Genomic DNA, 19,985 nt, shown 5'->3' on the forward strand with positions numbered 1-19,985 from the left:
AAAATCAATAAAAACTCGTTAAAATCCACTATTTCCACCTCATAATTAACGTATTGCATTCGGGGAAAACAATCAACTCTTATTGAACTAAACTGCATCTTTAGTCCAATAAGAGATTACTGCCGTGTTTGGCAGCACAATTATACCTATTAACCCAACGACATTAAAAATTTCACAAGATCGATTGCCTTTCCAAGTCAAAAACATTTATAGGTACTTGTTCAAAAAGTTCTTCCAATGCTTCTACTCCCTGCTCATCAGCATAATTTTTTTCAGCGTTAGATATAGGAATAGCCATCAACCAAACCACTTTTTTACTTTTAAAATCTAATGTTTTTAATTCCTCTCCCCAAAGAAAAGGAGTTACGAATAAAATATGGTTCATTGGGCTGTTTGGTAAGTACATATTAATAACATCTTTAAAAATACTACCAAGGGAACACTGGAATTTTGAGTTAATAATGTTGAAAGCGCAAGTAGCTAATACATTGGGGAAACAATCAAAGTTACTTGCCCCCACAATTTCAATTCTCACTGGTAAAAACCCTTCTTCATATCCAATTGAATAATCTGATAGACCAATAGTGGATCTTAAAACTACATCGGTTAACTCTCTAGACTTTACAGAGAGAATATCAATAGAGCTTGAATGATTATCATCCCAATATTTATAAACGCTTGGATTTTCTCCAAATGCTTTAAGGGCCGTTTTTGCAATAATTTTATTTTCTACTGAAATACTCAACCCAAGCCCTCATTTCTTTCCAAATTTATCAATACATATTCTAGTCTCTTATTAAACATTACTCTATCTTTAGTACAATAAGAAATAATTGTACTATTCGGATTCATGCAACCCTTAGATGATTTACATATTAATTCTTTTTTGCTCCATATCAAATAATTGGGTGTACTTAATTATCTTTTCACTGTCTTTTAGATATTCGGCAAAATACTTTGCTTTATAAAACTTATTCAATGAATTATGCTGATTTTCAATTTCATTAAAAGCTACCTTTAAATTCGTATATGTTCTAAACCATTCCAACCCATCTCTTGAAAAAGAGTTTTTTATATCTGTTATGACTTCCTCTATATTACTTCCATCAGGTTCAACCCACCAAATATCCTCTCTCTCTTTTTCGGCAGGATTATCTAAATGATTCTTGTATCTTGCTTGATCAATTTGACAGTTTAATTGATTCTCCAAATGACATTGAAATGGTTTCGGCAAGAGTTCACCCTGAGTACCTATTTTTATTTCACAGTTTCTTGAGGGAATAAAGTCGTAGTAAATACCTAAATCAACGTTAATAGACATTGGCGGCCATCCCGTTACATCGGAAAAATAATTACCCACGGCTCTTATTTCTAATACCCAGATGCAGTGGTCAATCCAAGCCCAGTTTTGTCTTGAATTCACTTTATTAAATCCTGCTTCTCTCAATGAAGGTGATAAGATTCTTCTAATTGTTTTATTTATTTCTGGGGATCCTATCATTACATGCCCACCCCTTAAATGGTTATTTTAACCTATTATATAATCACTACTATTAAGCTATACTGCCCCGTTAGTTGAAGAAGGATCAATAATATTGATACTCAAAACTTAAATGAAATTGACAGAGGTTTTGACTCTCTTTTTTAATTGTACAACACTTTTTGCCATCATAATAATGATGGCAATTGCTATGTCAAAGTTAAAGAAATTCCGCAGAAACCTTGATAAATAAAGAAAAAGACGTATGCCAATTCATACGTCAATTCTTGTGTCATTTATTAAAAAAGCACCCGAAAAACGGAACCCTTTATTAAAAAACTGTATTAAAAAACAGTCTCGCCTTCATCGCTTACTTTTCTGCCAAGATAATTTCCTTGAAGTCTACTTGTTCTAGTATTTTATAGCATTTATAGGAACCATTATTCTCAAACACAACGATTGCCGCATCTTTCCCAAATGGCTCCCATAAAAAGACTCCAGTTCCCTCACTCCAGCTCCCGCATTCACCGTCCAGGAACATTTCCCCTGCTAACAGCCCAAAAACCATTTCGCCACTTTTCTCCAGTTTTATAAACATATCATCAACCCTCTCATTTTCTATCTACTTTGATATTAATGCTTATTTATGTAGAAAAAATGGAGAAAAAATGGAGTTTTTGTAACCTCCTTGTGGAATGTAGGCCAGATTTGCCTTGGTGTAGCGATATTCTTTTATTAAGGAGTTGCAAGTAGGTAAGATGAATATTACCAGGATCTTCGACATTCAGCCTTAGTCCCACCAACCGTAATAGGCCAATCTTACCTAAGTAGGTTTCCATCTTCTAAGAAGAGATATCCCGACAACAAATAATGAAATGAGTGCTATTCCTGCTCCAGCAAGAATTGGATTCAATAGCACGCCTACTACGACAGGTATCAACCACGATATTTTAATTGAGGGGGGAACAATGCTTACAAAAAATAAAAGGATTTATACCTCTGTAAAAAAACTATTTCAATACTATCAATCAACTTTTCTTAGATAAGAAAACAGAGAAAAAAATCTTTAGATAAACTCACTGATGAAAATCGATATATTGAATGTCATTTGCTTTTATCGCTCTTTGGTCCATCAACCAACATACAGAATGATGTGTACTTGATAGGATGGTTTTATTTGGTTGATACAAATCACATACCTCCATTGCAAACGGACATCGCGAAGTAAAAGCGCAACCTTTTGGAGGGTCATGCAAGTCTGGTGGTGTCCCTTCAATCACGGTTAATTGTTGGTTTTTTTCTAAATCAAGATGAGGAACTGATTCTAGCAATCCAATCGTATAGGGGTGTTTTGGATTATAAAAAATTTCGTTTTTCGTTCCACTTTCGACTATTTTACCGGCATACATTATATTCACTCTATCTGAAAACCTTGCAACCACACCTAAATCATGCGTAATAAGAATGATCGCCATACCCATTTTCTCCTGCAGGTCTTTTAATAAATCCAAAATCTGTGCTTGGATGGTTACGTCAAGAGCTGTTGTTGGCTCGTCAGCAATTAACAGATCAGGTTCGCAAATCAAAGCCATTGCAATGGCAACTCGCTGCCTCATTCCTCCACTTAGTTGATGAGGATAGGTTGTACAACAATATATAGGATCCGGGATTCCAACTAGACTAATGATTTCAATTGCCTTTTCATGAGCTAACTTTTTACTATAGCCTTTATGAACGATTAGCCCCTCAGCAATTTGGTCACCCACCTTCATTGTCGGGTTTAAGGAAGTCATGGGATCCTGGAATACCATACCGATCTTTGCCCCCCGGATTTTGGAAAGTTGTTTTTTCTTCATTGTTGTGATTTCTTCCCCATTAAATAAAATGGACCCTGATGGGATGGAACATGTTTTCTCAGGAAGAAGTTTCATAATACTTTTTGCAGTAACTGATTTACCCGATCCAGATTCTCCGACAATTGCGAGGACTTCCCCCTTGTTCACATGAAAGGAAACCCCACGGACAGCGTAGATATTCTGTTTTTTTGAATGAAAATGAACTTGCAGGTCATTAACTTCTAGTAATTTTTTCACATTTATCACCCTTTCATTGAGTAAAAGAGTTATTTTCTGAATTTCGGATCCAGTGCATCCCTCAGACCATCACCCAATACATTAAATGAAAACATCGTTAAAGAAATAAATAATGCGGGAAAAAACAACCTCCATATTTCACCTGTTAATAAAGTGACGAGACCTTCTGATGTCATCGTTCCCCAGCTCGCAAGGGGTACAGGAACACCTAGTCCAAGAAAGCTTAAAGTGGCTTCCGCAAAAATTGCACCAGGAACAGATAATGTCATGCTCACTATTATAGGGCCCATAGCATTTGGAATAAGGTGCTTAAACAAGACCCGAAAAAAACTCCCTCCTAATACTTGGGATGCCAATACAAATTCAGATTCCTTCAATCTCAGTATTTCACCGCGAACTAGACGCGCCATTCCAATCCATCCCGTTGCAGCCATGGCAATTATAATAGTGAGTAATCCAGGCTTTAATACGACCATCAATAAAATTGTCACCAGCAAATGAGGCAGTCCATAAAGTATATCTACGATTCTCATCATCACTTCATCAGTTTTTCCGCCTTTATACGCTGCGATTCCTCCCCATATAATTCCGATTATTAAATCCAAAACTACTGCTGTTATACCAATAAAAAGGGAAATCCTTGCTCCTACCCAGGTCCTGGAAAATAAATCTCTACCTAAATCATCCGTTCCAAACCAATAGTCAAATGATGGAGGGAGATTGGAATTTAGCAGATTTTGGTCTGAATACGAATAGGGAACCAGCATTGGACCTATAATTGCCATTACAATCAAACCAATATTAATGGCAAGTCCAGTCATAGCAAGCTTGTTTTGTCTCAGAATGCTTATTGCATCTATCCAAAATGATTCACTAGGTTTACTATCGGCCTTTTCTTCTTTGTTTTTTTTCTTTAGAACAAAAAGATCGTCTGGCACTTGCTGCATTGTCTATCCCCTCCTTTTGATCAGTTTTATTCTTGGATCGATCAGGACGTATGCAAGGTCGACTAATATAATAAAGAATATTAATATAGCACTATAAAAAACAGTCGTTCCCAAAATTAATGGATAATCTCTATCAGTTATGCCCTCAACAAAATATTTCCCCAAGCCTGGAATACCGAAGATTTGTTCTATGACAAAGCTTCCAGTCAATACTGTAGCTGTAATGGGACCAAGTATTGTTACAACTGGAATCATTGCATTACGAAGTACATGTCTAAAAATTAATCTGAAACCAGTCACTCCTTTAGCTATGGCAGTTTGAATATAATCCATCGAAAGTACTTCTAAAATACTTGATCTAGTGAGTCGTGCAATATAGGCCATCGGTGTCACCGCAAGAGCAATGCTTGGCAAAACGGAGTGTTTCCATGTACCCCATGTTGCGACAGGGAACCATTGCAGCTTTATAGCAAAAAAATTGATTAATATTGTAGCAAAAATGAAGCTGGGGACGGAAAGGCCAAGTATGGCAATAATCATCGAAAAATAGTCAATTGCACTATTGTGACGAAAAGCTGCGAGAATACCTAAAACGATTCCAAAGAATGCAGCTATGAGAATGGCTTGAATACCTATCATGGCCGAAACAGGAAATCCGTTAGCAATTAATTGGTTAACTGTCTGGTTATCCCATTTGATTGAAGGACCAAAGTCCATCAATAATGCTCCCTTTAGATATTTAAAATATTGAATAAACAAGGGATCATTAAGTCCATAATGCTCTTTTAAATTTTCAACTACCTGCTCTGGAATACGATTTTCACTTGTAAAAGGATCTCCGGGTATCGCGTACATCAATAAAAAGGTAAGCGAAATAATGACAAATAAAGTTAAGATAACACTAATAATTCTCCTGGTAATAAATTGCCGCATATTCCCCCTCCTTTATGATTTTAGGAAAAAACAACTGAAAAAGTGTACTCATTGTACACTCTTTCAGCATTCTAGCCGCTTAGCGTGCCACCATTTTTACTACTTAACACTTGCCTCCCGGAAATCAATTGCCTGAATTGTATACTGATAGACTCCTTCGATATAGTCCTTTTGCAAGTAAACTTTTGTACGGTAATAAAGTGGGGAAATTGCCATTTGGTCTATTAGAACCTTTTCTGCTTCGACCAAATACCCCGCTCGCTTCTCCAGGTTCAATTCCGCTTCTGCTTTTTCCATTAATTGATCGTAATCAGGAATAGAAATGTTGCTATAGTTATAGACATCCCCACTCATGAATTGTCCCATTAAATTGCTTGCATCATCATAGTCTGCGCCAGTACTGTACAAAGCTAATTGGTACTCACCGGCTTGAACATTTTGAACAAATACCTTACGTTCCATCGTTTGGAGCTCTGTATCAATTCCTAAGTTTTTCTTCCACATTTCCTGCATTGCTTGAGAAAGTTTATTGTAAGTATCGTCTGTATAAAAAAGCAGATTAATTTTTGGCAATGTAGAAAGTCCCAGTTCTTCGAGTCCTTCTTTCAGAAGTTGTTTTGCTGTGTCTAAATCATTATCCTTAAACAAGGAGTCTCCAGCTAATTCCCTGAATTCTCCTGCACCACTACTCAATCCTAATGGTATTAAACCAAGAGCGGGAACTTCTCCTCCCTGTGTCACTTTTTCGACCAAAAGTTTTCTATCAAGGGCAAGACCTAATGCTTTACGGATTTTTTCATTTTTAAAAATTCGATCCTCATGATTAAATCTTATATAAGCTAAACTTGCGCTTGGCGCTGTTTTTGCTTCACCTGAAGCGATTAATTTACTTCTTATTGAATTTGGGATATTGGCAGAAAAATCGAGCTCGTTCGATTGGTACATAGCATATTCAGTATTTTGTTCATTCACCATTACCCACTTTAACTTTTCAAGCTTAATTACATCATTGCCCCAATAATTTTCATTTGGAACCATAATTAATTCTTGGCCGTGTTTCCAACTCTCAATTTTAAAAGGTCCGTTAGAAACAAAGGTTTCAGCTTCAGAAGCCCACTCTGGATTTGCCTTATCCGTTTTTTCATGGATCGGTAATAATGTAAAGAAAGCAGTTAAACCTAAGAAAAAGGAAGTAGGTTTTTCTAAAGTAACCTCCAGTGTATACTCATCAATAGCCTTAACTCCCAGCTGTGCCGGATCCTTTAATGAACCTTCATTGTATGCTGCTCCATTTTTAATAAAGAACAAGTTACTGCCAAGAGGTGAAGCTACTTCTGGACGTAAAACCTTCTCCCACGAATAGACAAAATCCTTAGCAGTCACAGGGTCACCATTTGACCATTTAGCATTCTTATTAAAATAGAAAGTATAAACAGTTCCATCATCAGAAATGTCCCACTTTTCTGCGACACCAGGAACTATGTTTCCTTCTTTGTCCAATCGGACCAAACCCTCGAATAATTGATTTGAAATATCCCCTGCAGTCTGGTTATCAATCAGTGCTGGTTCAAGACTAGGCGGTTCACTTAACGCATTGACTGTGATAACTTGCTCTTTATTAGAACTGCTTGTTTTTTCTTCATTCTTTTCTTTATTTGCAGGAGTATTAACTTGACTATTATTACAGGCACTAAATACTAATATCAGTACACAAAGTAAGCTGAAAAATGATAAGCGTTTCCCATAATTAAGCATTGTGTTTCCCCCTATTATGTTCTAGACCCGAAACTTCATCAATCCAAGTAAACCTCTTGATATCTATAAGCAAAACCTCCTACTGTTCTCAATATACATTACCCCTCTATAGTATATGTGGGTGCATCATTAAAATAACTTTTAATAACCATTAAAGGATGGTCAAGAAAATATAAATAGAATTTTTAAAATTAGAATTGTAGGTTAATACATACAGCGATAAATAAGCTTATAAAAATTGATTCAGTTAATCCCTAAGTTTTTTTCTTCTATTTTTTTAAAGTGTTTTTTAAATTGATAAAACAAAAAAGCTCCCCTTGTATATAAATCAATCGCGATTGAAATCCATATTCCCGCTATCCCCATGCCGAAATGTATTCCAAAAATATAAACTCCGATTATCCTAATCACCCACATGCCAAGTGCGGTGCTGTACATCGGACTTTTTGTGTCGCCGGCCCCCTGAAGTGCACCTGCTAAAACTAAACCCACTGCCAATGCAGGCTGTGCAAAAGCATCAATTTTTAGCGCGGTTACAACCATGCTTCTAGCATGTAGGTCTGTAGTAAACCAGGAAGCAAACCATGGAGATAAAAAGAACAACACCAAGCCAATTAATGACATAAATCCAATTGCTAACCCCGTAGTTAAAAAACCAAATTCATATGCCTCCCTATACTGTTTAGCACCGATCCTTTGGCCAACAAGGGTAGTGGCTGCTATTGCAAGACCGTAACCCGGCATATATGAAAATGTTTCAATATTCCCTGCAATTGTGTGGGCAGCATACGTTTCTGCCCCTATTTTCACGATCAGGCCAAAATAAACCACCTGGCCAAGACGCATAATTAGTCTCTCAATTGCTGCAGGTGCAGATAATGTTAAGATAGCAAATAAATCTCCTTTGGAAGATTCGCCAAAGAAAGAAAAAGAAACCGGAGATTTTTTTATATGATGATACAACGCAGCTGACCCCAAAAGCCTTACAATGACAGTGGCCCACGCGGCTCCAGCTAGACCAAATCCATCCAACTTAAATATGCCAAAAATCAGGACATAATCTAGACCAATATGAATTAAGTTAATCCACCAGCTTACTTTCATAGGTGTTTTAGTATCCCCAGCAGCCCTTAATATGCTACCAAAATTGAACATCAATGAAATAAAGACAGATGGAATTCCAACAATCTGTAAATATATGGACCCATCTCTTAAAACATCTGATTCTGCGCCCATCATTTTAAGCAACGGCTCACTAAAAAAGACGGAAATGATACCGAAGATCATTCCCGCCAAAATAGAAATAAAAGTGGATTGCCTGGCAATCGATTTTGCTTTTTCGATGTCTCCTGATCCGATGCTCCTGGCAATTAGCGAAGAAGTTCCCACCCCTATTGCCATAAAAATAGCAATATAAACGGCTAAAACTGCATTCGCTATCCCAACAGCTGTCACTTCGTTTAAACCAAGTCTGGCAACAAACAGGGTATCCACAAAACCTACCACCATTTGTAAGGTATTCTCAACCATAGCTGGAATAGCTAAAGCTAAGATGGTGCTAACCTTTTGTTTCGTACTTTGTATACCCGCCGTCTCTTGTTGAGCCACCGAAAATCCCTCCCGGTTTTCTTTCTCTCTTACTTTTTCAGCAATCTCTGGAAGGTAACTAGGACCTCATCAATGACTTCAGTATCTCCTTCATTTATCCTTTCTAGGACGCAGCTTTTTAAATGTCCTTCAAGAAGAAGACTTGCAACGCTGTTTAAAGCAGATTGGATGGCGGATAATTGAGTTATCACATCGTCACAGTAGGTATCATTTTCAATTAATCTTTTAACCCCGCGAATTTGTCCTTCAATCCGATTTAGCCTTGAATCAAGGTTCTTTTTTATTTTTTCTGAATGATGGCTCTTTCTATGATTTGTAGAGCAACCAGTGGGTGGCAATACTTGTTCATTAGCCGCCTCTACACCCATGCCCATTCCCCCTTATACCTGACTTATATTTTCAATTAGCTCTTCCTTTCCGAATCTCTTTAAAAATTTATGGAAAGGCTCTCGTTTCTTTCCTTTTTCCCCATATACCCTAATAATTTCTTCGACTGTAGTATAAAGTTCTTCAGGATTTAGATTTTCCTTAAATAAGCTTCCTGCCTCGGCATCCTCTCCTTTTGTTTTTCCGCCAATATAAAGATTATATTGATTCCCATTTATTTTCATAACTCCAATATCATTAACCAAAGGCTCTCCACAGCCAACAGGACAGCCGGTGTATGCTGGTTTTAGGGTAAACGGAACAGGTTTTCCGGCAATTCTCTTATTAAGTTCGATTGCGACAGGCATTCCCTCTTCCTCTGCACCTTTACAAAAGTTGCAGGTTCTAAGGCTCTTTACAAAATTGCCGACTGGGTAGCAGTGTAACCCGACCGACTCAAAATCCGTAATAATTTCATCCTTTTTACTGTCAGGAATATCAATATAAAGCTGCTGGAAGGTTGTAAGCTCTAGCTCCTGGCCTTCCTCCATATATTTTGCAAGTATTCGAAGCTGATTAGCAGTCAGTTTGGACCCGAAATCAATGCCACCATTAACAGCGACTTTTATTTTCTTTTCGTTGTTCAATTTAAAACTCCCTTTCCTAAGAAGTTTTTTCAAGTAAATTACTATGGCAGTGACAAGATACTGCATGGCCTGTGCCTAGAGATTCTTGTTTAGGCATTTTACTGTTACAAATATCCTCCTGGTATGGACATCTTTTTACAAATGGGCATCCTGCTGTCTCTTCGGTTGCATCCACTTCACCATCTAGAATTAACTTTTCTCGATTTTGGATAAAGTAATTTAGATCTTTCACTACCGAAACTAGTGCCTTTGTGTAAGGATGTGAAGGCGACTGGATGATTTTCTTGGTGGGCCCGACCTCGATGATTTTACCCTGGTACATGACAGCAATGCGGTCACACATATAACTTGCTGTCGATAGGTCATGTGTAATCAGCATCATGGTCAAGCCCATTTTCTTCTTAAGTTCGAGAAGGAGGTTTAAAATACCTGCTCGGACAGAAACATCAAGCATAGAAGTAGGTTCATCAGCTGCAATAAACAGTGGTTCCAGAATCACAGCTCTTGCTATAGCAATCCTTTGCCTCTGCCCGCCACTAAGCTGATGTGGAAACCTCTCCATATAGTCTTCAGCCGGCCTCAGCTCAATTGATTCAATCGCCTCTTTGACCCTTCGGACTTTCTCATCATATGGCAGGTGTTTTTCGTGGGCATTGATTGGTTCCATTAAAATGTCCATTATTGTCATACCAGGATTGAGAGTATCATATGGATCCTGAAAAATCATTTGCATTTTGCTTCTCAGCTTGTTTGTCTCTGAATCAGTTAATTTACATAAATCTCTTCCTTCAAAAAGGATTTCCCCGCTGGTTTCCTTCATCAGGCGCATCACCATTCGCGCTGTTGTAGTTTTTCCACAGCCGCTTTCCCCGATGATCCCTAGAATTTCCCCTTTTTTAATCTCAAAGCTAACGTTATGGACGGCGTAAACATTTTGCAATTTCCGGTTTAAAATCGATCCAGTTTTCTTCACAAACGTTTTCTTCAAATCTCTTACTTTCAGTAAAATTGAATTATCCATTTTCCTCCTCCTCAAGAAAGCATGCGGAAAAGTGGCCATTTTTTACTTCCCTGAACTCAGGTGTTTCTTTTCTGCAGCGGTCAAAGGCAAACGCACATCGCGTATGAAACCTGCAACATTGTGGGATGTTTACTAGATTAGGGACACTGCCTGGTATCGAAATCACTTCCCGATCAGGATCGGACAGGTCAGGAGTCGCTTGTAATAAAGCCTTTGAATAAGGATGTCTTGTATCATTCAATATATCCTCTGTTGATGCAAGCTCAACAATTTTCCCTGCATACATGATTGCAATTTTGTCGCAAATAGCAGTAACCATCGGCAAATCATGTGAAATTAGGATTACTGATAAATCCATCTTTCTCTGAAGGTTTTTAATTAATGCTATCACCTGTGCCTGGGTTAATACATCTAGTCCTGTCGTTGATTCGTCGGAAATTACCAGTTTGGGAGAACAAGCAAGAGACATGGCAATGGCAACGCGCTGCTTCATCCCTCCGCTGAATTCGTGGGGATAGCTTTTCCATCGGTCACCATCGATACCGACAAGCTCAAGTAGGGTCTTCGTCCGTGCCAGTGCTTCTCTTTTGCTTACTCTTTCATGGAGCAAAATGGCTTCCATAATTTGATCGCCTATTGTATAAACGGGATTTAGTGCATTCATCGCACTTTGTGGTATGACAGAAAGATCCTTCCATCTTAAAGAATCTAGTTCAGAATCGGAGGCTTTAAGCAAATCCCTGCCATTTAAATGAACACTTCCAGCCACCACTTTTCCGGGAAACTCTATTAATCTTAGAATCGATTGGGCAACGGTCGTTTTCCCGCATCCCGACTCTCCAATCAGTCCAAGCATTTCTCCCTCTTCAACAGAGAATGAAACGTTTTCTACAGCACGGGCAATTCCCTTTTCGGTTTTAAAGAAAGTCGAGAGGTTCTCTACAGTTAATACAGCAGTCATATGCTAACGCCCCCTTCTCAGTCGCGGATTCATAACTTCTTCCAATGAATAGCCAGTAAAAGCAAATCCTATTACCAGTGTGGTGATGAGTAAGCCAGGAGGAAGTATCCACCAGACCCATGCATCCGTTAAAAATGCTCCCCTTGCCTGGGCATAATATAAAATCGTTCCCCAACTCTTAGTAAAAGGGTCTCCTAGACCCAAAAAGCTTAAAGAGGCTTCAATTAATATAGAATGACTAGCTGCTAATACAAATTGGGAAAGTGCAATCGGGATAACACCCGGCAAAATATGCCGGCCTAATATGACCTTAATATTTGTGCCGATTGATTTGGCGGCTTCGACATACCCTTTTGTTTTTAGCGTTAATACCTGTGATCTTATAACCCTTGCTGGACTCGCCCAAGAAATTAAGCTTATAACCAAAATGATATTCCAAAAACTTGGACCAATAAAGGCTGCCAATAAGATCATAAGAGGCAAAAATGGGATAACAAGAACAAGGTCTACTAATCTCATTAAAAGAGCATCTACTTTTCCGCCGTAATACCCTGATATTACACCGATAAGGCATCCAAGAAGAATCGAAATAAAGGCAGCAAGGACACCAATTAATAATGAAATTCTAGTCCCATACAGCAATTCACTTAAAATATCCTGTCCTACGTCATTGGTACCCAGGAGAAATTGACTGTTAGGTTTCGTAAATGGTGTTCCCACACGTTCAGTCGGGTCAAATGGTGCAAGTAAAGGAGCGAAAACAGCTATCGCCAAAAATATAATCAAAAGTCCTAATCCGACTATACCGATATTATTAGATGTAAGTACATGCCAATACTTTCTCCATTTTTTATTACCCATTTCGGCTTCCCACCTTCGGATCAAGTAAAGGGTATAGTAAATCCGCCAAGAAATTGGCAATGACAACACTGAAGGTAATAATCAGGAATGTCGCCTGAATCAGTGGGTAATCTCTGCTTAGGACCGATTCAAACATTAATCGTCCTACACCCGGGTATGCAAAGACCGTTTCTATTACAGTTGCCCCGCCCAAGGTAAACCCTAAACTAAGCATAAATACAGTAGCCACCGGAAGCAAAGCGTTTCTCATGGCATGCTTATACTTAATAACTTTTTCTTTTACGCCCTTTGCTTTGGCCATCATAATATAGTCTTCCCCAAGAACATTTAGCATCGAATATCTCATAATCATGAAGGTGCTTGTTACTGAGATTAATATAAGAGTTGTTAATGGTAATATAAGGTGTTTACTAATATCAATGAATCTATCCATACCCGAATAGTTCGACCAGGCACTTTCAGCTCCGAAAACAGGGAGCCATCCTAATTGAGCTGAAAAAATAGAAACTAAAATCATACCGACCCAGAAGGAAGGCATTGCACTTAGAAACATAAAAACTGTCAATAAATTCGCATCAGTTTTAGTCCCTCTGCGCCAGGCTGAAATGGCTCCAAACATTACTCCTAGAATGGTTGAGAGGACAAGACCGAGCCCTGTTAGAAGCATTGTCCAAGGTAAGCGCTCCATAATAATCTCTGAAATCGGTCTTTTTTGCTGATAGGAGAAACCGAATTCTCCTGTCAGAATATTTTTTATATAAGTTACGTATTGTTCAAATATGGAATCATTAAGTCCATGCTTTTCCAAGATTGCTTGTTTCTCAGCGCTGGACATTAATCCAACATCCTCACCTGCCAAAAATACGAGGGGATTGCCTGGCATAAGCCTAGGCAGAAGAAAGTTCAATGTCAGCATTAGGAAGATAACAATTGTGTATTGCAAAAGCTTGCCTGCCATAAATTTCCCCATTATTCTGCACCTCCTGCTAGTTTAGGAAAAAATCCCGTAAAAATTTTTACGGGATAGATCCTTTATTCCTTAAAAATCAAAATCATCCTTATCGTTCGTCTTCTTTTTCCTTTTTAATAAGAAGAAAACTATAGCTGCTATTACGATAAGTACGCCAAAAATTAAAATCCCGTTATTATTTTCTTTTACTGAATTGCTGTCATTAGACGTTTTTTCATCAGAAGATTTACTTTCCCCACCGGAATTACTGTTATTCCCAGCAGCATCTTCACTTCTTTCCCCAGAGACAAATGACAACTTATTGATTATCCCTTTTCCTGTTTGGAAAACAAAACCATCATATTTTTCAGGGTTATAAGCATTGACGATTTCCTGATAATAGAGAGTAATAATTGGTGCTTCATCTGCTACCATTAATTGCAGATCATTAATAAGCTCTTGTCGTTCCGTCTCATCAAATGTCGCTCTTAGTTGGTCCGACAGAGCATCAAATTCTTTGTTTTTATAACCACCGATATTTACAGCACCAATTGCAGGATCTGAATAAAACAACTCGACTATCCGATCAGGGAAAAGCTGCATCGTGTTTGACCAGCCGAATACTCCCATATCAAAGTTTCTTCCCTTGCTAACATCGTAGTCAGGCCACATTAAACTAATAATGGTTGTGTCTTCCATGGCTTTTACAGAATTTTTGATGCCTATCTCATTTATAGCTTCAGAAATCAGTTCTGCAACACGGATTCTAATTGGATTGTTAGAGTGGACTAGTGTTGTGAAATTTATTTCATTTCCTTTTTGGTCTTCCCTGAAACCGTCTCCATTGGTATCCTTGAAACCAGCATCATCAAGGATTTTCTTTGCTTTTTCGGGATCGTAAGAAGTTTTTACTTCACTATTGTATGAAGGTGATGATGGATGAATAAAACCTGGGCTGCCGACTTCTGCAAATCCTAAAAGCACGATATCGACCAAACTTTTTTTATCTATTGCAAGATCAATTGCCTGTCTGAAAGGCTTTTCTGTCATAGGATATTTTTCAGAATTCAGCTGGAATAATGTGGTGCTGAATCCAGCCCCACGTGAAATCTTTAAGGAGGGGTTAGACTCGAATTGGCTAACAAGCTCCGGAGATATATTTGATGAAATCGCATCAATTTCCCCAGATTTCAATGCATTGTAAAGTGCTGTAGTATCTTTGATGATTGGAAATATGATTTCTTGAATAGGCGGAGCTTCTTTAAAATAGTCCTTGTTAGCGGTCATTTTATAATATTGATCAGCTTTATGTTCACTTAAAATGTATGGCCCACTTCCTATTGCATTGGTTTCACTATCTGGCGCTGAGATTTTAGACCAAATATGCTCTGGTAAAATTGGTACATCTGCAAGAGGTTGAATCAAGAAGTTTGGATCGGATTTTGTAAGAATCATTGTAAAGTCTGTTTCATTTTCAACAGTTAATGAGGCAACGTTTTTAAGAGGGTTGGTGAATCTTGATTTAGGATATTTAATAAAATAATCTACAGTAAACTTAACATCATCAGACGTAAGCATTTCTCCATCATGCCATTTAATATTATCGTTCAGCTTAAAACTGTACTCCAAACCGTTATCACTGACTTTATACTCTTTTACGAGCCACGGAACTGGTTTGTTATCCTTATCAAGTTGCAATAGTGTGTCGTACAGTAAGCTTACTAAGTCAAGACCTGGATAACCGGTTTGATAAGTATAAGGGTTTAACGTGCTTTCATCACTAAGAATTCCAATTTTTAAGGATTCTGCTTCTGATTTAGCAAAACCGTTTCCTGCAGAAGTAATAACAAAAAGAGCGATTATAATAAGTGATACTAATTTTCTCATTTTTTCCAGCTCCCTTATTTATTGTTAAACTATTAATTCCTTTAAGTGGAAATTCCCTTCTCTCCGATAGGCTTCCGCAAGAGCGAAATGACCATGAGTGGCAAGGCCATGATAAACATGAACAGCTTTATCTAGAACTTGATGTATAGCTCTTCCTTTTTCCTGAAAGTTGGTTAATTTGGAGAATCCAGGATACAGAAGTTCAGCTGCTTTCTGATCAAGCATTTCATCAAAATGCATGCCACTGAATTCCAATTGACTTTCAAGCATATCCATTGCACGTTCTTTTTTCTCCCATACTTCTGTAATGTCAACGACAGTATTAGGATGGTGCGGTGTCATGTAGTAAATGGTCGGAATCGGATGAGGGTCTAATCCTGGAAGTTCATCTAATGCAAAATCTCTGCTGGAAAGGGCGATGGACTCGAGTAGCAAAGTCATTGCCGGACGACGGTCGGGGTCCAAATCGTGAAAGGAATGTTCGGGATCTTGGGTAATGATGATGTCAGGTTTAACCTCTCTAATAATTTTTATAATTTTTTTCTTGGATTCAACGCTTAAATCAACGGTGCCATACTGGAAATTCAGAAATGTAATATCCTTTACTCCAAGTATTTCTGCTGCATTCCTAACCTGTGGTTGACTAGTTTCTCGGCACAGCATGATAGATGCAAATGATTCCCCACCATTTAGAACGTTCTTAGCAAGTGCACCTCCGCACTCCACAACTTCCATTCCATAGACCCCAAGAAATAAAACTTTCTGTCCTTTTGCCATTCTTTTCCCTCCTCATAAGTACTTTACCCCGCTACGGTATATTCCTGGAGTAATTAAAAATAATCTTACTACCATATTAACCTTTTGTAAATACTAAATATTTAGAATATTTTAATAATTATTCTTGAATAGAAATCTTTTTTTTAAGAATGGCTTGTCTTGGAGTGACATATGATGTACCAATTAAAGGAGGTCGAAGATGAATGAACGAATTTCACTATTTTGTAGTAGGGACGCTTTTACTTGTGACTCTCATTTCCATCATACTTTCATATCAATATAGAACAAAGATGCAGAGTATGACACCCATGGTTATATCTATGGCTATATCAATGAATATTGGTGTAACCTCTGGGATTCTTTTTGGGTTTATATATCAAGGAGATTTATTCCTTTCTTCCCTTATTTCCGTATTGATCGGAATTTCGGTAGGTGTTGCTGCAGGATTTGCATTTGGTATACTCCCGGTTATTGAGGGATCTATGGCTGGAATGATGGGCGGAATGATGGGTGCAATGCTTGGTGAAATGATTTCAAGACTCCAAGCAGTTTCTCTTCTAAATATATTTTTGACTATTACAGTCTCTACCTTATTCCTGTATTTAATTCTTTCCCAACAAAAAGCAACCGAAGATACTAGGGTTTTTACCAGTTGGCTTTTAAAGCCTATCTTTACACTCATTGTTTTAGTAGGATACTTTTATTTTGGCAACCAATTAAATAAAGAGTCGGTTATTTCAAAAGAATCACCAATACATGAGAATCATTCCCAAATTCCTACTGATGACAAGGATGAGCAATTAAACCGAATAAATATTCAAGTTAATCCCTCAAATTTTTCCTATTCTCCAAGTAGAATCAATTTGTCAAAAAACAAAAAAGTCTTGCTTACCTTTACTAATCACGACTCCATTGAGCATGATATCGTGATAGTAAAAATGCCGACATTGCCTAATACCGACCAGGAAAACATCTCATCCCATGGTTCACATGATTCACATGGAGATGGACTACATTTACATGCTAATCCACATGAGGAGGGCAACATTTCTTTTACTCCTACTGAAACTGGTACATATGAGTTTTATTGTTCCCTGCCAGGGCATAGAGAGAATGGAATGGTCGGGATTATCGTAGTTGAGTAAGTAAGTTAATTCATTTTCAATTATGAATATAAGAACTTGATCTCACTAAATATTGATAAATGTGGTTTGACCCGTTGATGCGATACCAAAATTCTTTGCCTCATGCCTAAATTGAAATTAATAAATATGGAATTTACTTATTGGCTGATACACTAAGGGCCACTGCTATAGAAAATAAAACAGCCTTCCTTGTTTTTGAAGGGAACAAGGAAGGCATAAAAGGGTTATGACTACTTATTTTTTTCGATTAATGCGGTTGATCACCATCCACAGCAATAATCCGATTCCAAGCAATATAAGGAACAGCCAAAAAGCCTGACCGAACCAGAAACGCATATGATGGTACATCATTTGCCTTCCCATCATCATCCCCATGGAATTTGGCGGGAACCATATCATTCTGACTACGAAAAACAGGAAAAACAAACCTGTTATGGTGGCAAATGTCATTATGATAATCGGCAATAAACGCTTCATTTTTCATCACCACTATTCCATTTTATATCCAATACCCCAAACTGTCTTAACAATAGACTTATCCACTCCAGCTTTTTGCAACTTTTCACGAAGGTTCTTAATATGCGAATCCACAGTCCGGTCCTCACCCATGAATTCAATTCCCCAAATCAAATCCACAAGTTGTTCTCTTGATAAGACTTTTCCCCTGTGCTCGATTAGTGCTGTGAGAATGTCGAATTCAGTCTGTGTCAGGTTGATTCTCATCCCTTCATACATTGCTTCCCTCGAGATGAGGTCAATAACCATCCCCTGATACTTCAAGATGTTCTCTCCAGAATTGGAATGGCCGGTCCTCCTTAGGAGTGCTTTGACCCTTACTAGCAGCTCTGCTTCATCAAAAGGTTTGACAACGTAATCATCCGCCCCTGTTGATAAGCCCGTAACTTTGTCCTGGACAGTACCCTTAGCAGTAAGCATGATAATCGGCAAGTCAGACATTTTGCGGACATGCTGTATTGTCTCCCACCCGTCCATCATAGGCATCATTACATCCAGGATCATCAAATCGTAGTCATCCTTTCGAAGCATGTCAATTGCCTCCTGTCCGTCCTCTGCTTCCTCCACCTGATAGCCTTCCTGAAGCAGATAAAGTTTAACCAGCTTTCTCATTTGTGCCTCGTCGTCAACAATCAATATTTTGTTCATTCGACTCTCTCCTTGGAAGTTTTTAAGTAGATGGTAAAAACAGTTCCTTCATTCAGCTTACTGTTAACCTGAATCTGTCCACCATGGGCTTCGATAATTTGCTTCACCACATAGAGTCCAAGACCTGTTCCTCCAGTTTTCCTTCCCCTTGATCGTTCCACCCGGTAAAATCTATCCCAAATTCGGGAAAGTTCAGGCTCAGGTATTCCTTCCCCAGTATCACAGATTTCTACAACAACAAGGTCCTTTTTGGTCGAGGATCGAATGGTAATTTCGCCTTCAGTGCTGTATTTCACCGCGTTTTCAAGCAGGTTGTAGAAAACCTGCTCCATTCTCTCTTTATCTACTTTTGTTTTTGATAGTCCGTCCTCAAGTACAAGAGTGATCTTCAGTCCTTTTTTTACCACTTCAGGTCTTAGGTTCGTAGCTGTTTTATTAATTAGCTCATTTAGGTTGACCGGCCTTTTATCCAGTTCGAATTTCCCCACCTGAAGCTTGCTCATTTCAAACAGGTCATTAATCATGATGGATAGCCGCTGTGCCTCTTTATTTATGATTGATAAGTACTCCTCTTTTTCTTCGTCGCTATTTGCCATTCCTTTTTTCAACACATCGCTGTACCCTTTGATGTATGTCAAGGGAGTCCGAAGTTCATGGGATACAGCAGCCAGGAATTCATTCCTGCTATCTTCAAAGTATTGAAGTTGTTCACCCAACTTCTGGATAGATATGCCAAGTTGGGCTACTTCATCCTCGCCTTTGACAGGAATCGTTTGCATATACTTTCCCAAGGACATTTTAGAAGTGGCTTCCTTCATTGCGAGCAATGGGCTGGTCAGTTTTTTTGACAAAATACCGATAAGCCCGAAAGCCAGGAGGATAATCCCAATACTGGCTATTGTGATAAGGGCATTCATGACAAAGACGATTTCTCGGAGGATGTTTGAAGGATAGTACATGTAAACATACCCTTCTTGATCGCCAATAACAGAGACTGAGATGATATAGCGATGGTCCCTCCAATCATCTTCTAGAATATAACTGCTTTTTTTCCTGTTTTCTCCAAGATGCTTCTTCATGTCATTGTCGGGGTCTTTTGAAGCAGCGATGATATTGTTTTCGGAATCTACAATAAGCACCTCAGTTGTGACTCCCTGTTCCATTTCAACCACATGGCCAATCGTTGCCCGGTCGAAGTTTTCTTCTAAAATACGGGCATGATTGTTTCCACGCGTGAGGACATCCTGCTTAATATAATCAATCAAGACATTTGTGAAAACACCATAGAGGACCAAACCAAGCAGTAGAAGGAAGCAGACAAATATCCCACTGAACAAAAGGCCCAATTTAAAAGATATATTCTTCAACCTAGAAGGCATATAAAATTCTCA

At 38.3% G+C, this 19,985-nt stretch carries 20 protein-coding genes; 1 reads left to right on the top strand and 19 read right to left on the bottom strand.

The features are described 5' to 3' along the window. Positions 1-172 precede the first annotated feature (172 nt). The 16 genes from J7E37_RS19625 to J7E37_RS19700 form a co-directional block, all read right to left on the bottom strand. Positions 173-745 (bottom strand): suppressor of fused domain protein, encoded by a 573-nt coding sequence (locus tag J7E37_RS19625; protein WP_215026558.1) that lies wholly within the window; start codon positions 743-745, stop codon positions 173-175. 123 nt (positions 746-868) lie between these two features. Continuing rightward, complete coding sequence (locus J7E37_RS19630) at positions 869-1,501, bottom strand: DUF4304 domain-containing protein (RefSeq protein ID WP_214741250.1); 633 nt, start codon at positions 1,499-1,501, stop codon at positions 869-871. Between the two features lie 349 nt (positions 1,502-1,850). Next, the gene (locus J7E37_RS19635) at positions 1,851-2,078 is read right to left on the bottom strand and encodes a hypothetical protein (protein WP_214738080.1); all 228 of its coding nucleotides are present in this window, start codon (positions 2,076-2,078) and stop codon (positions 1,851-1,853) included. 478 nt (positions 2,079-2,556) lie between these two features. Next, a complete protein-coding gene (locus tag J7E37_RS19640; RefSeq protein WP_214738078.1) occupies positions 2,557-3,573 on the bottom strand; it encodes an ABC transporter ATP-binding protein in 1,017 nt (338 codons plus the stop codon). A gap of 29 nt (positions 3,574-3,602) precedes the next feature. Further along, complete coding sequence (locus J7E37_RS19645; protein ID WP_192472140.1) at positions 3,603-4,520, bottom strand: ABC transporter permease; 918 nt, start codon at positions 4,518-4,520, stop codon at positions 3,603-3,605. Positions 4,521-4,523: 3 nt separating this feature from the next. Continuing rightward, a complete protein-coding gene (locus J7E37_RS19650; protein ID WP_192472111.1) occupies positions 4,524-5,453 on the bottom strand; it encodes an ABC transporter permease in 930 nt (309 codons plus the stop codon). Between the two features lie 99 nt (positions 5,454-5,552). Further along, complete coding sequence (locus J7E37_RS19655; protein ID WP_215026560.1) at positions 5,553-7,208, bottom strand: peptide ABC transporter substrate-binding protein; 1,656 nt, start codon at positions 7,206-7,208, stop codon at positions 5,553-5,555. A gap of 243 nt (positions 7,209-7,451) precedes the next feature. Continuing rightward, positions 7,452-8,816 carry an MATE family efflux transporter gene (locus J7E37_RS19660; protein WP_413632720.1) on the bottom strand — a complete coding sequence of 455 codons (1,365 nt, stop codon included), beginning with the start codon at positions 8,814-8,816 and terminating at the stop codon, positions 7,452-7,454. 29 nt (positions 8,817-8,845) lie between these two features. Next, positions 8,846-9,184, bottom strand: coding sequence for a metal-sensitive transcriptional regulator (locus J7E37_RS19665; protein ID WP_192472109.1), 339 nt, complete (start codon positions 9,182-9,184; stop codon positions 8,846-8,848). Between the two features lie 12 nt (positions 9,185-9,196). Next, the gene (locus tag J7E37_RS19670; RefSeq protein ID WP_214738072.1) at positions 9,197-9,895 is read right to left on the bottom strand and encodes an NAD(P)/FAD-dependent oxidoreductase; all 699 of its coding nucleotides are present in this window, start codon (positions 9,893-9,895) and stop codon (positions 9,197-9,199) included. After that, the gene (locus J7E37_RS19675) at positions 9,846-10,850 is read right to left on the bottom strand and encodes an ABC transporter ATP-binding protein (RefSeq protein ID WP_215026562.1); all 1,005 of its coding nucleotides are present in this window, start codon (positions 10,848-10,850) and stop codon (positions 9,846-9,848) included. Before J7E37_RS19675 ends, J7E37_RS19670 begins: the two co-directional genes overlap by 50 nt. Next, positions 10,843-11,811, bottom strand: coding sequence for an ABC transporter ATP-binding protein (locus J7E37_RS19680; RefSeq protein WP_214738068.1), 969 nt, complete (start codon positions 11,809-11,811; stop codon positions 10,843-10,845). The genes J7E37_RS19675 and J7E37_RS19680 overlap by 8 nt, the downstream gene beginning before the upstream one ends. A 3-nt stretch (positions 11,812-11,814) precedes the next feature. Then, positions 11,815-12,672 (bottom strand): ABC transporter permease, encoded by an 858-nt coding sequence (locus tag J7E37_RS19685; RefSeq protein WP_214705843.1) that lies wholly within the window; start codon positions 12,670-12,672, stop codon positions 11,815-11,817. Then, positions 12,665-13,642 carry an ABC transporter permease gene (locus tag J7E37_RS19690; RefSeq protein WP_215026564.1) on the bottom strand — a complete coding sequence of 326 codons (978 nt, stop codon included), beginning with the start codon at positions 13,640-13,642 and terminating at the stop codon, positions 12,665-12,667. Before J7E37_RS19690 ends, J7E37_RS19685 begins: the two co-directional genes overlap by 8 nt. A 69-nt stretch (positions 13,643-13,711) precedes the next feature. Then, positions 13,712-15,508: an ABC transporter substrate-binding protein gene (locus J7E37_RS19695; protein WP_215026566.1), complete on the bottom strand. Its 1,797-nt coding sequence runs from the start codon at positions 15,506-15,508 to the stop codon at positions 13,712-13,714. A gap of 24 nt (positions 15,509-15,532) precedes the next feature. After that, a complete protein-coding gene (locus J7E37_RS19700) occupies positions 15,533-16,285 on the bottom strand; it encodes a PIG-L deacetylase family protein (protein WP_214738061.1) in 753 nt (250 codons plus the stop codon). Positions 16,286-16,488: 203 nt separating this feature from the next. Between J7E37_RS19700 and J7E37_RS19705 the strand changes: the two genes are divergently transcribed. Continuing rightward, positions 16,489-17,430 carry a plastocyanin/azurin family copper-binding protein gene (locus J7E37_RS19705; RefSeq protein ID WP_215026568.1) on the top strand — a complete coding sequence of 314 codons (942 nt, stop codon included), beginning with the start codon at positions 16,489-16,491 and terminating at the stop codon, positions 17,428-17,430. 234 nt (positions 17,431-17,664) lie between these two features. On the opposite strand, the gene J7E37_RS19710 is transcribed toward J7E37_RS19705, so the two are convergent. Genes J7E37_RS19710 through J7E37_RS19720 form a run of 3 tightly spaced genes read right to left on the bottom strand, consistent with a single transcriptional unit; the run spans position 17,665 to position 19,973 of the window. Further along, positions 17,665-17,907, bottom strand: coding sequence for a hypothetical protein (locus J7E37_RS19710; protein WP_214705839.1), 243 nt, complete (start codon positions 17,905-17,907; stop codon positions 17,665-17,667). Positions 17,908-17,919: 12 nt separating this feature from the next. After that, entirely contained in the window at positions 17,920-18,594 is a 675-nt protein-coding gene (locus J7E37_RS19715; protein ID WP_214738057.1) for a response regulator transcription factor, read from the bottom strand. After that, complete coding sequence (locus J7E37_RS19720; protein WP_251009773.1) at positions 18,591-19,973, bottom strand: sensor histidine kinase; 1,383 nt, start codon at positions 19,971-19,973, stop codon at positions 18,591-18,593. Before J7E37_RS19720 ends, J7E37_RS19715 begins: the two co-directional genes overlap by 4 nt. Between the last annotated feature and the right edge of the window lie 12 nt (positions 19,974-19,985).

It is taken from the genome of Bacillus sp. ISL-39 (genome assembly GCF_018613295.1).
Taxonomy (GTDB): domain Bacteria; phylum Bacillota; class Bacilli; order Bacillales; family Cytobacillaceae; genus Mesobacillus.

Coding starts and splice junctions, on each gene's coding strand:
- J7E37_RS19630 (WP_214741250.1), bottom strand. CDS start 1,501: ATGATAGGATCCCCAGAAATAAATAAAACAATTAGAAGAATCTTATCA.
- J7E37_RS19635 (WP_214738080.1), bottom strand. CDS start 2,078: ATGTTTATAAAACTGGAGAAAAGTGGCGAAATGGTTTTTGGGCTGTTA.
- J7E37_RS19645 (WP_192472140.1), bottom strand. CDS start 4,520: ATGCAGCAAGTGCCAGACGATCTTTTTGTTCTAAAGAAAAAAAACAAA.
- J7E37_RS19650 (WP_192472111.1), bottom strand. CDS start 5,453: ATGCGGCAATTTATTACCAGGAGAATTATTAGTGTTATCTTAACTTTA.
- J7E37_RS19655 (WP_215026560.1), bottom strand. CDS start 7,208: ATGCTTAATTATGGGAAACGCTTATCATTTTTCAGCTTACTTTGTGTA.
- J7E37_RS19665 (WP_192472109.1), bottom strand. CDS start 9,184: ATGGGTGTAGAGGCGGCTAATGAACAAGTATTGCCACCCACTGGTTGC.
- J7E37_RS19670 (WP_214738072.1), bottom strand. CDS start 9,895: ATGCAGTATCTTGTCACTGCCATAGTAATTTACTTGAAAAAACTTCTT.
- J7E37_RS19675 (WP_215026562.1), bottom strand. CDS start 10,850: ATGGATAATTCAATTTTACTGAAAGTAAGAGATTTGAAGAAAACGTTT.
- J7E37_RS19680 (WP_214738068.1), bottom strand. CDS start 11,811: ATGACTGCTGTATTAACTGTAGAGAACCTCTCGACTTTCTTTAAAACC.
- J7E37_RS19685 (WP_214705843.1), bottom strand. CDS start 12,672: ATGGGTAATAAAAAATGGAGAAAGTATTGGCATGTACTTACATCTAAT.
- J7E37_RS19690 (WP_215026564.1), bottom strand. CDS start 13,642: ATGGGGAAATTTATGGCAGGCAAGCTTTTGCAATACACAATTGTTATC.
- J7E37_RS19695 (WP_215026566.1), bottom strand. CDS start 15,508: ATGAGAAAATTAGTATCACTTATTATAATCGCTCTTTTTGTTATTACT.
- J7E37_RS19700 (WP_214738061.1), bottom strand. CDS start 16,285: ATGGCAAAAGGACAGAAAGTTTTATTTCTTGGGGTCTATGGAATGGAA.
- J7E37_RS19705 (WP_215026568.1), top strand. CDS start 16,489: ATGAACGAATTTCACTATTTTGTAGTAGGGACGCTTTTACTTGTGACT.
- J7E37_RS19710 (WP_214705839.1), bottom strand. CDS start 17,907: ATGAAGCGTTTATTGCCGATTATCATAATGACATTTGCCACCATAACA.
- J7E37_RS19715 (WP_214738057.1), bottom strand. CDS start 18,594: ATGAACAAAATATTGATTGTTGACGACGAGGCACAAATGAGAAAGCTG.
- J7E37_RS19720 (WP_251009773.1), bottom strand. CDS start 19,973: ATGCCTTCTAGGTTGAAGAATATATCTTTTAAATTGGGCCTTTTGTTC.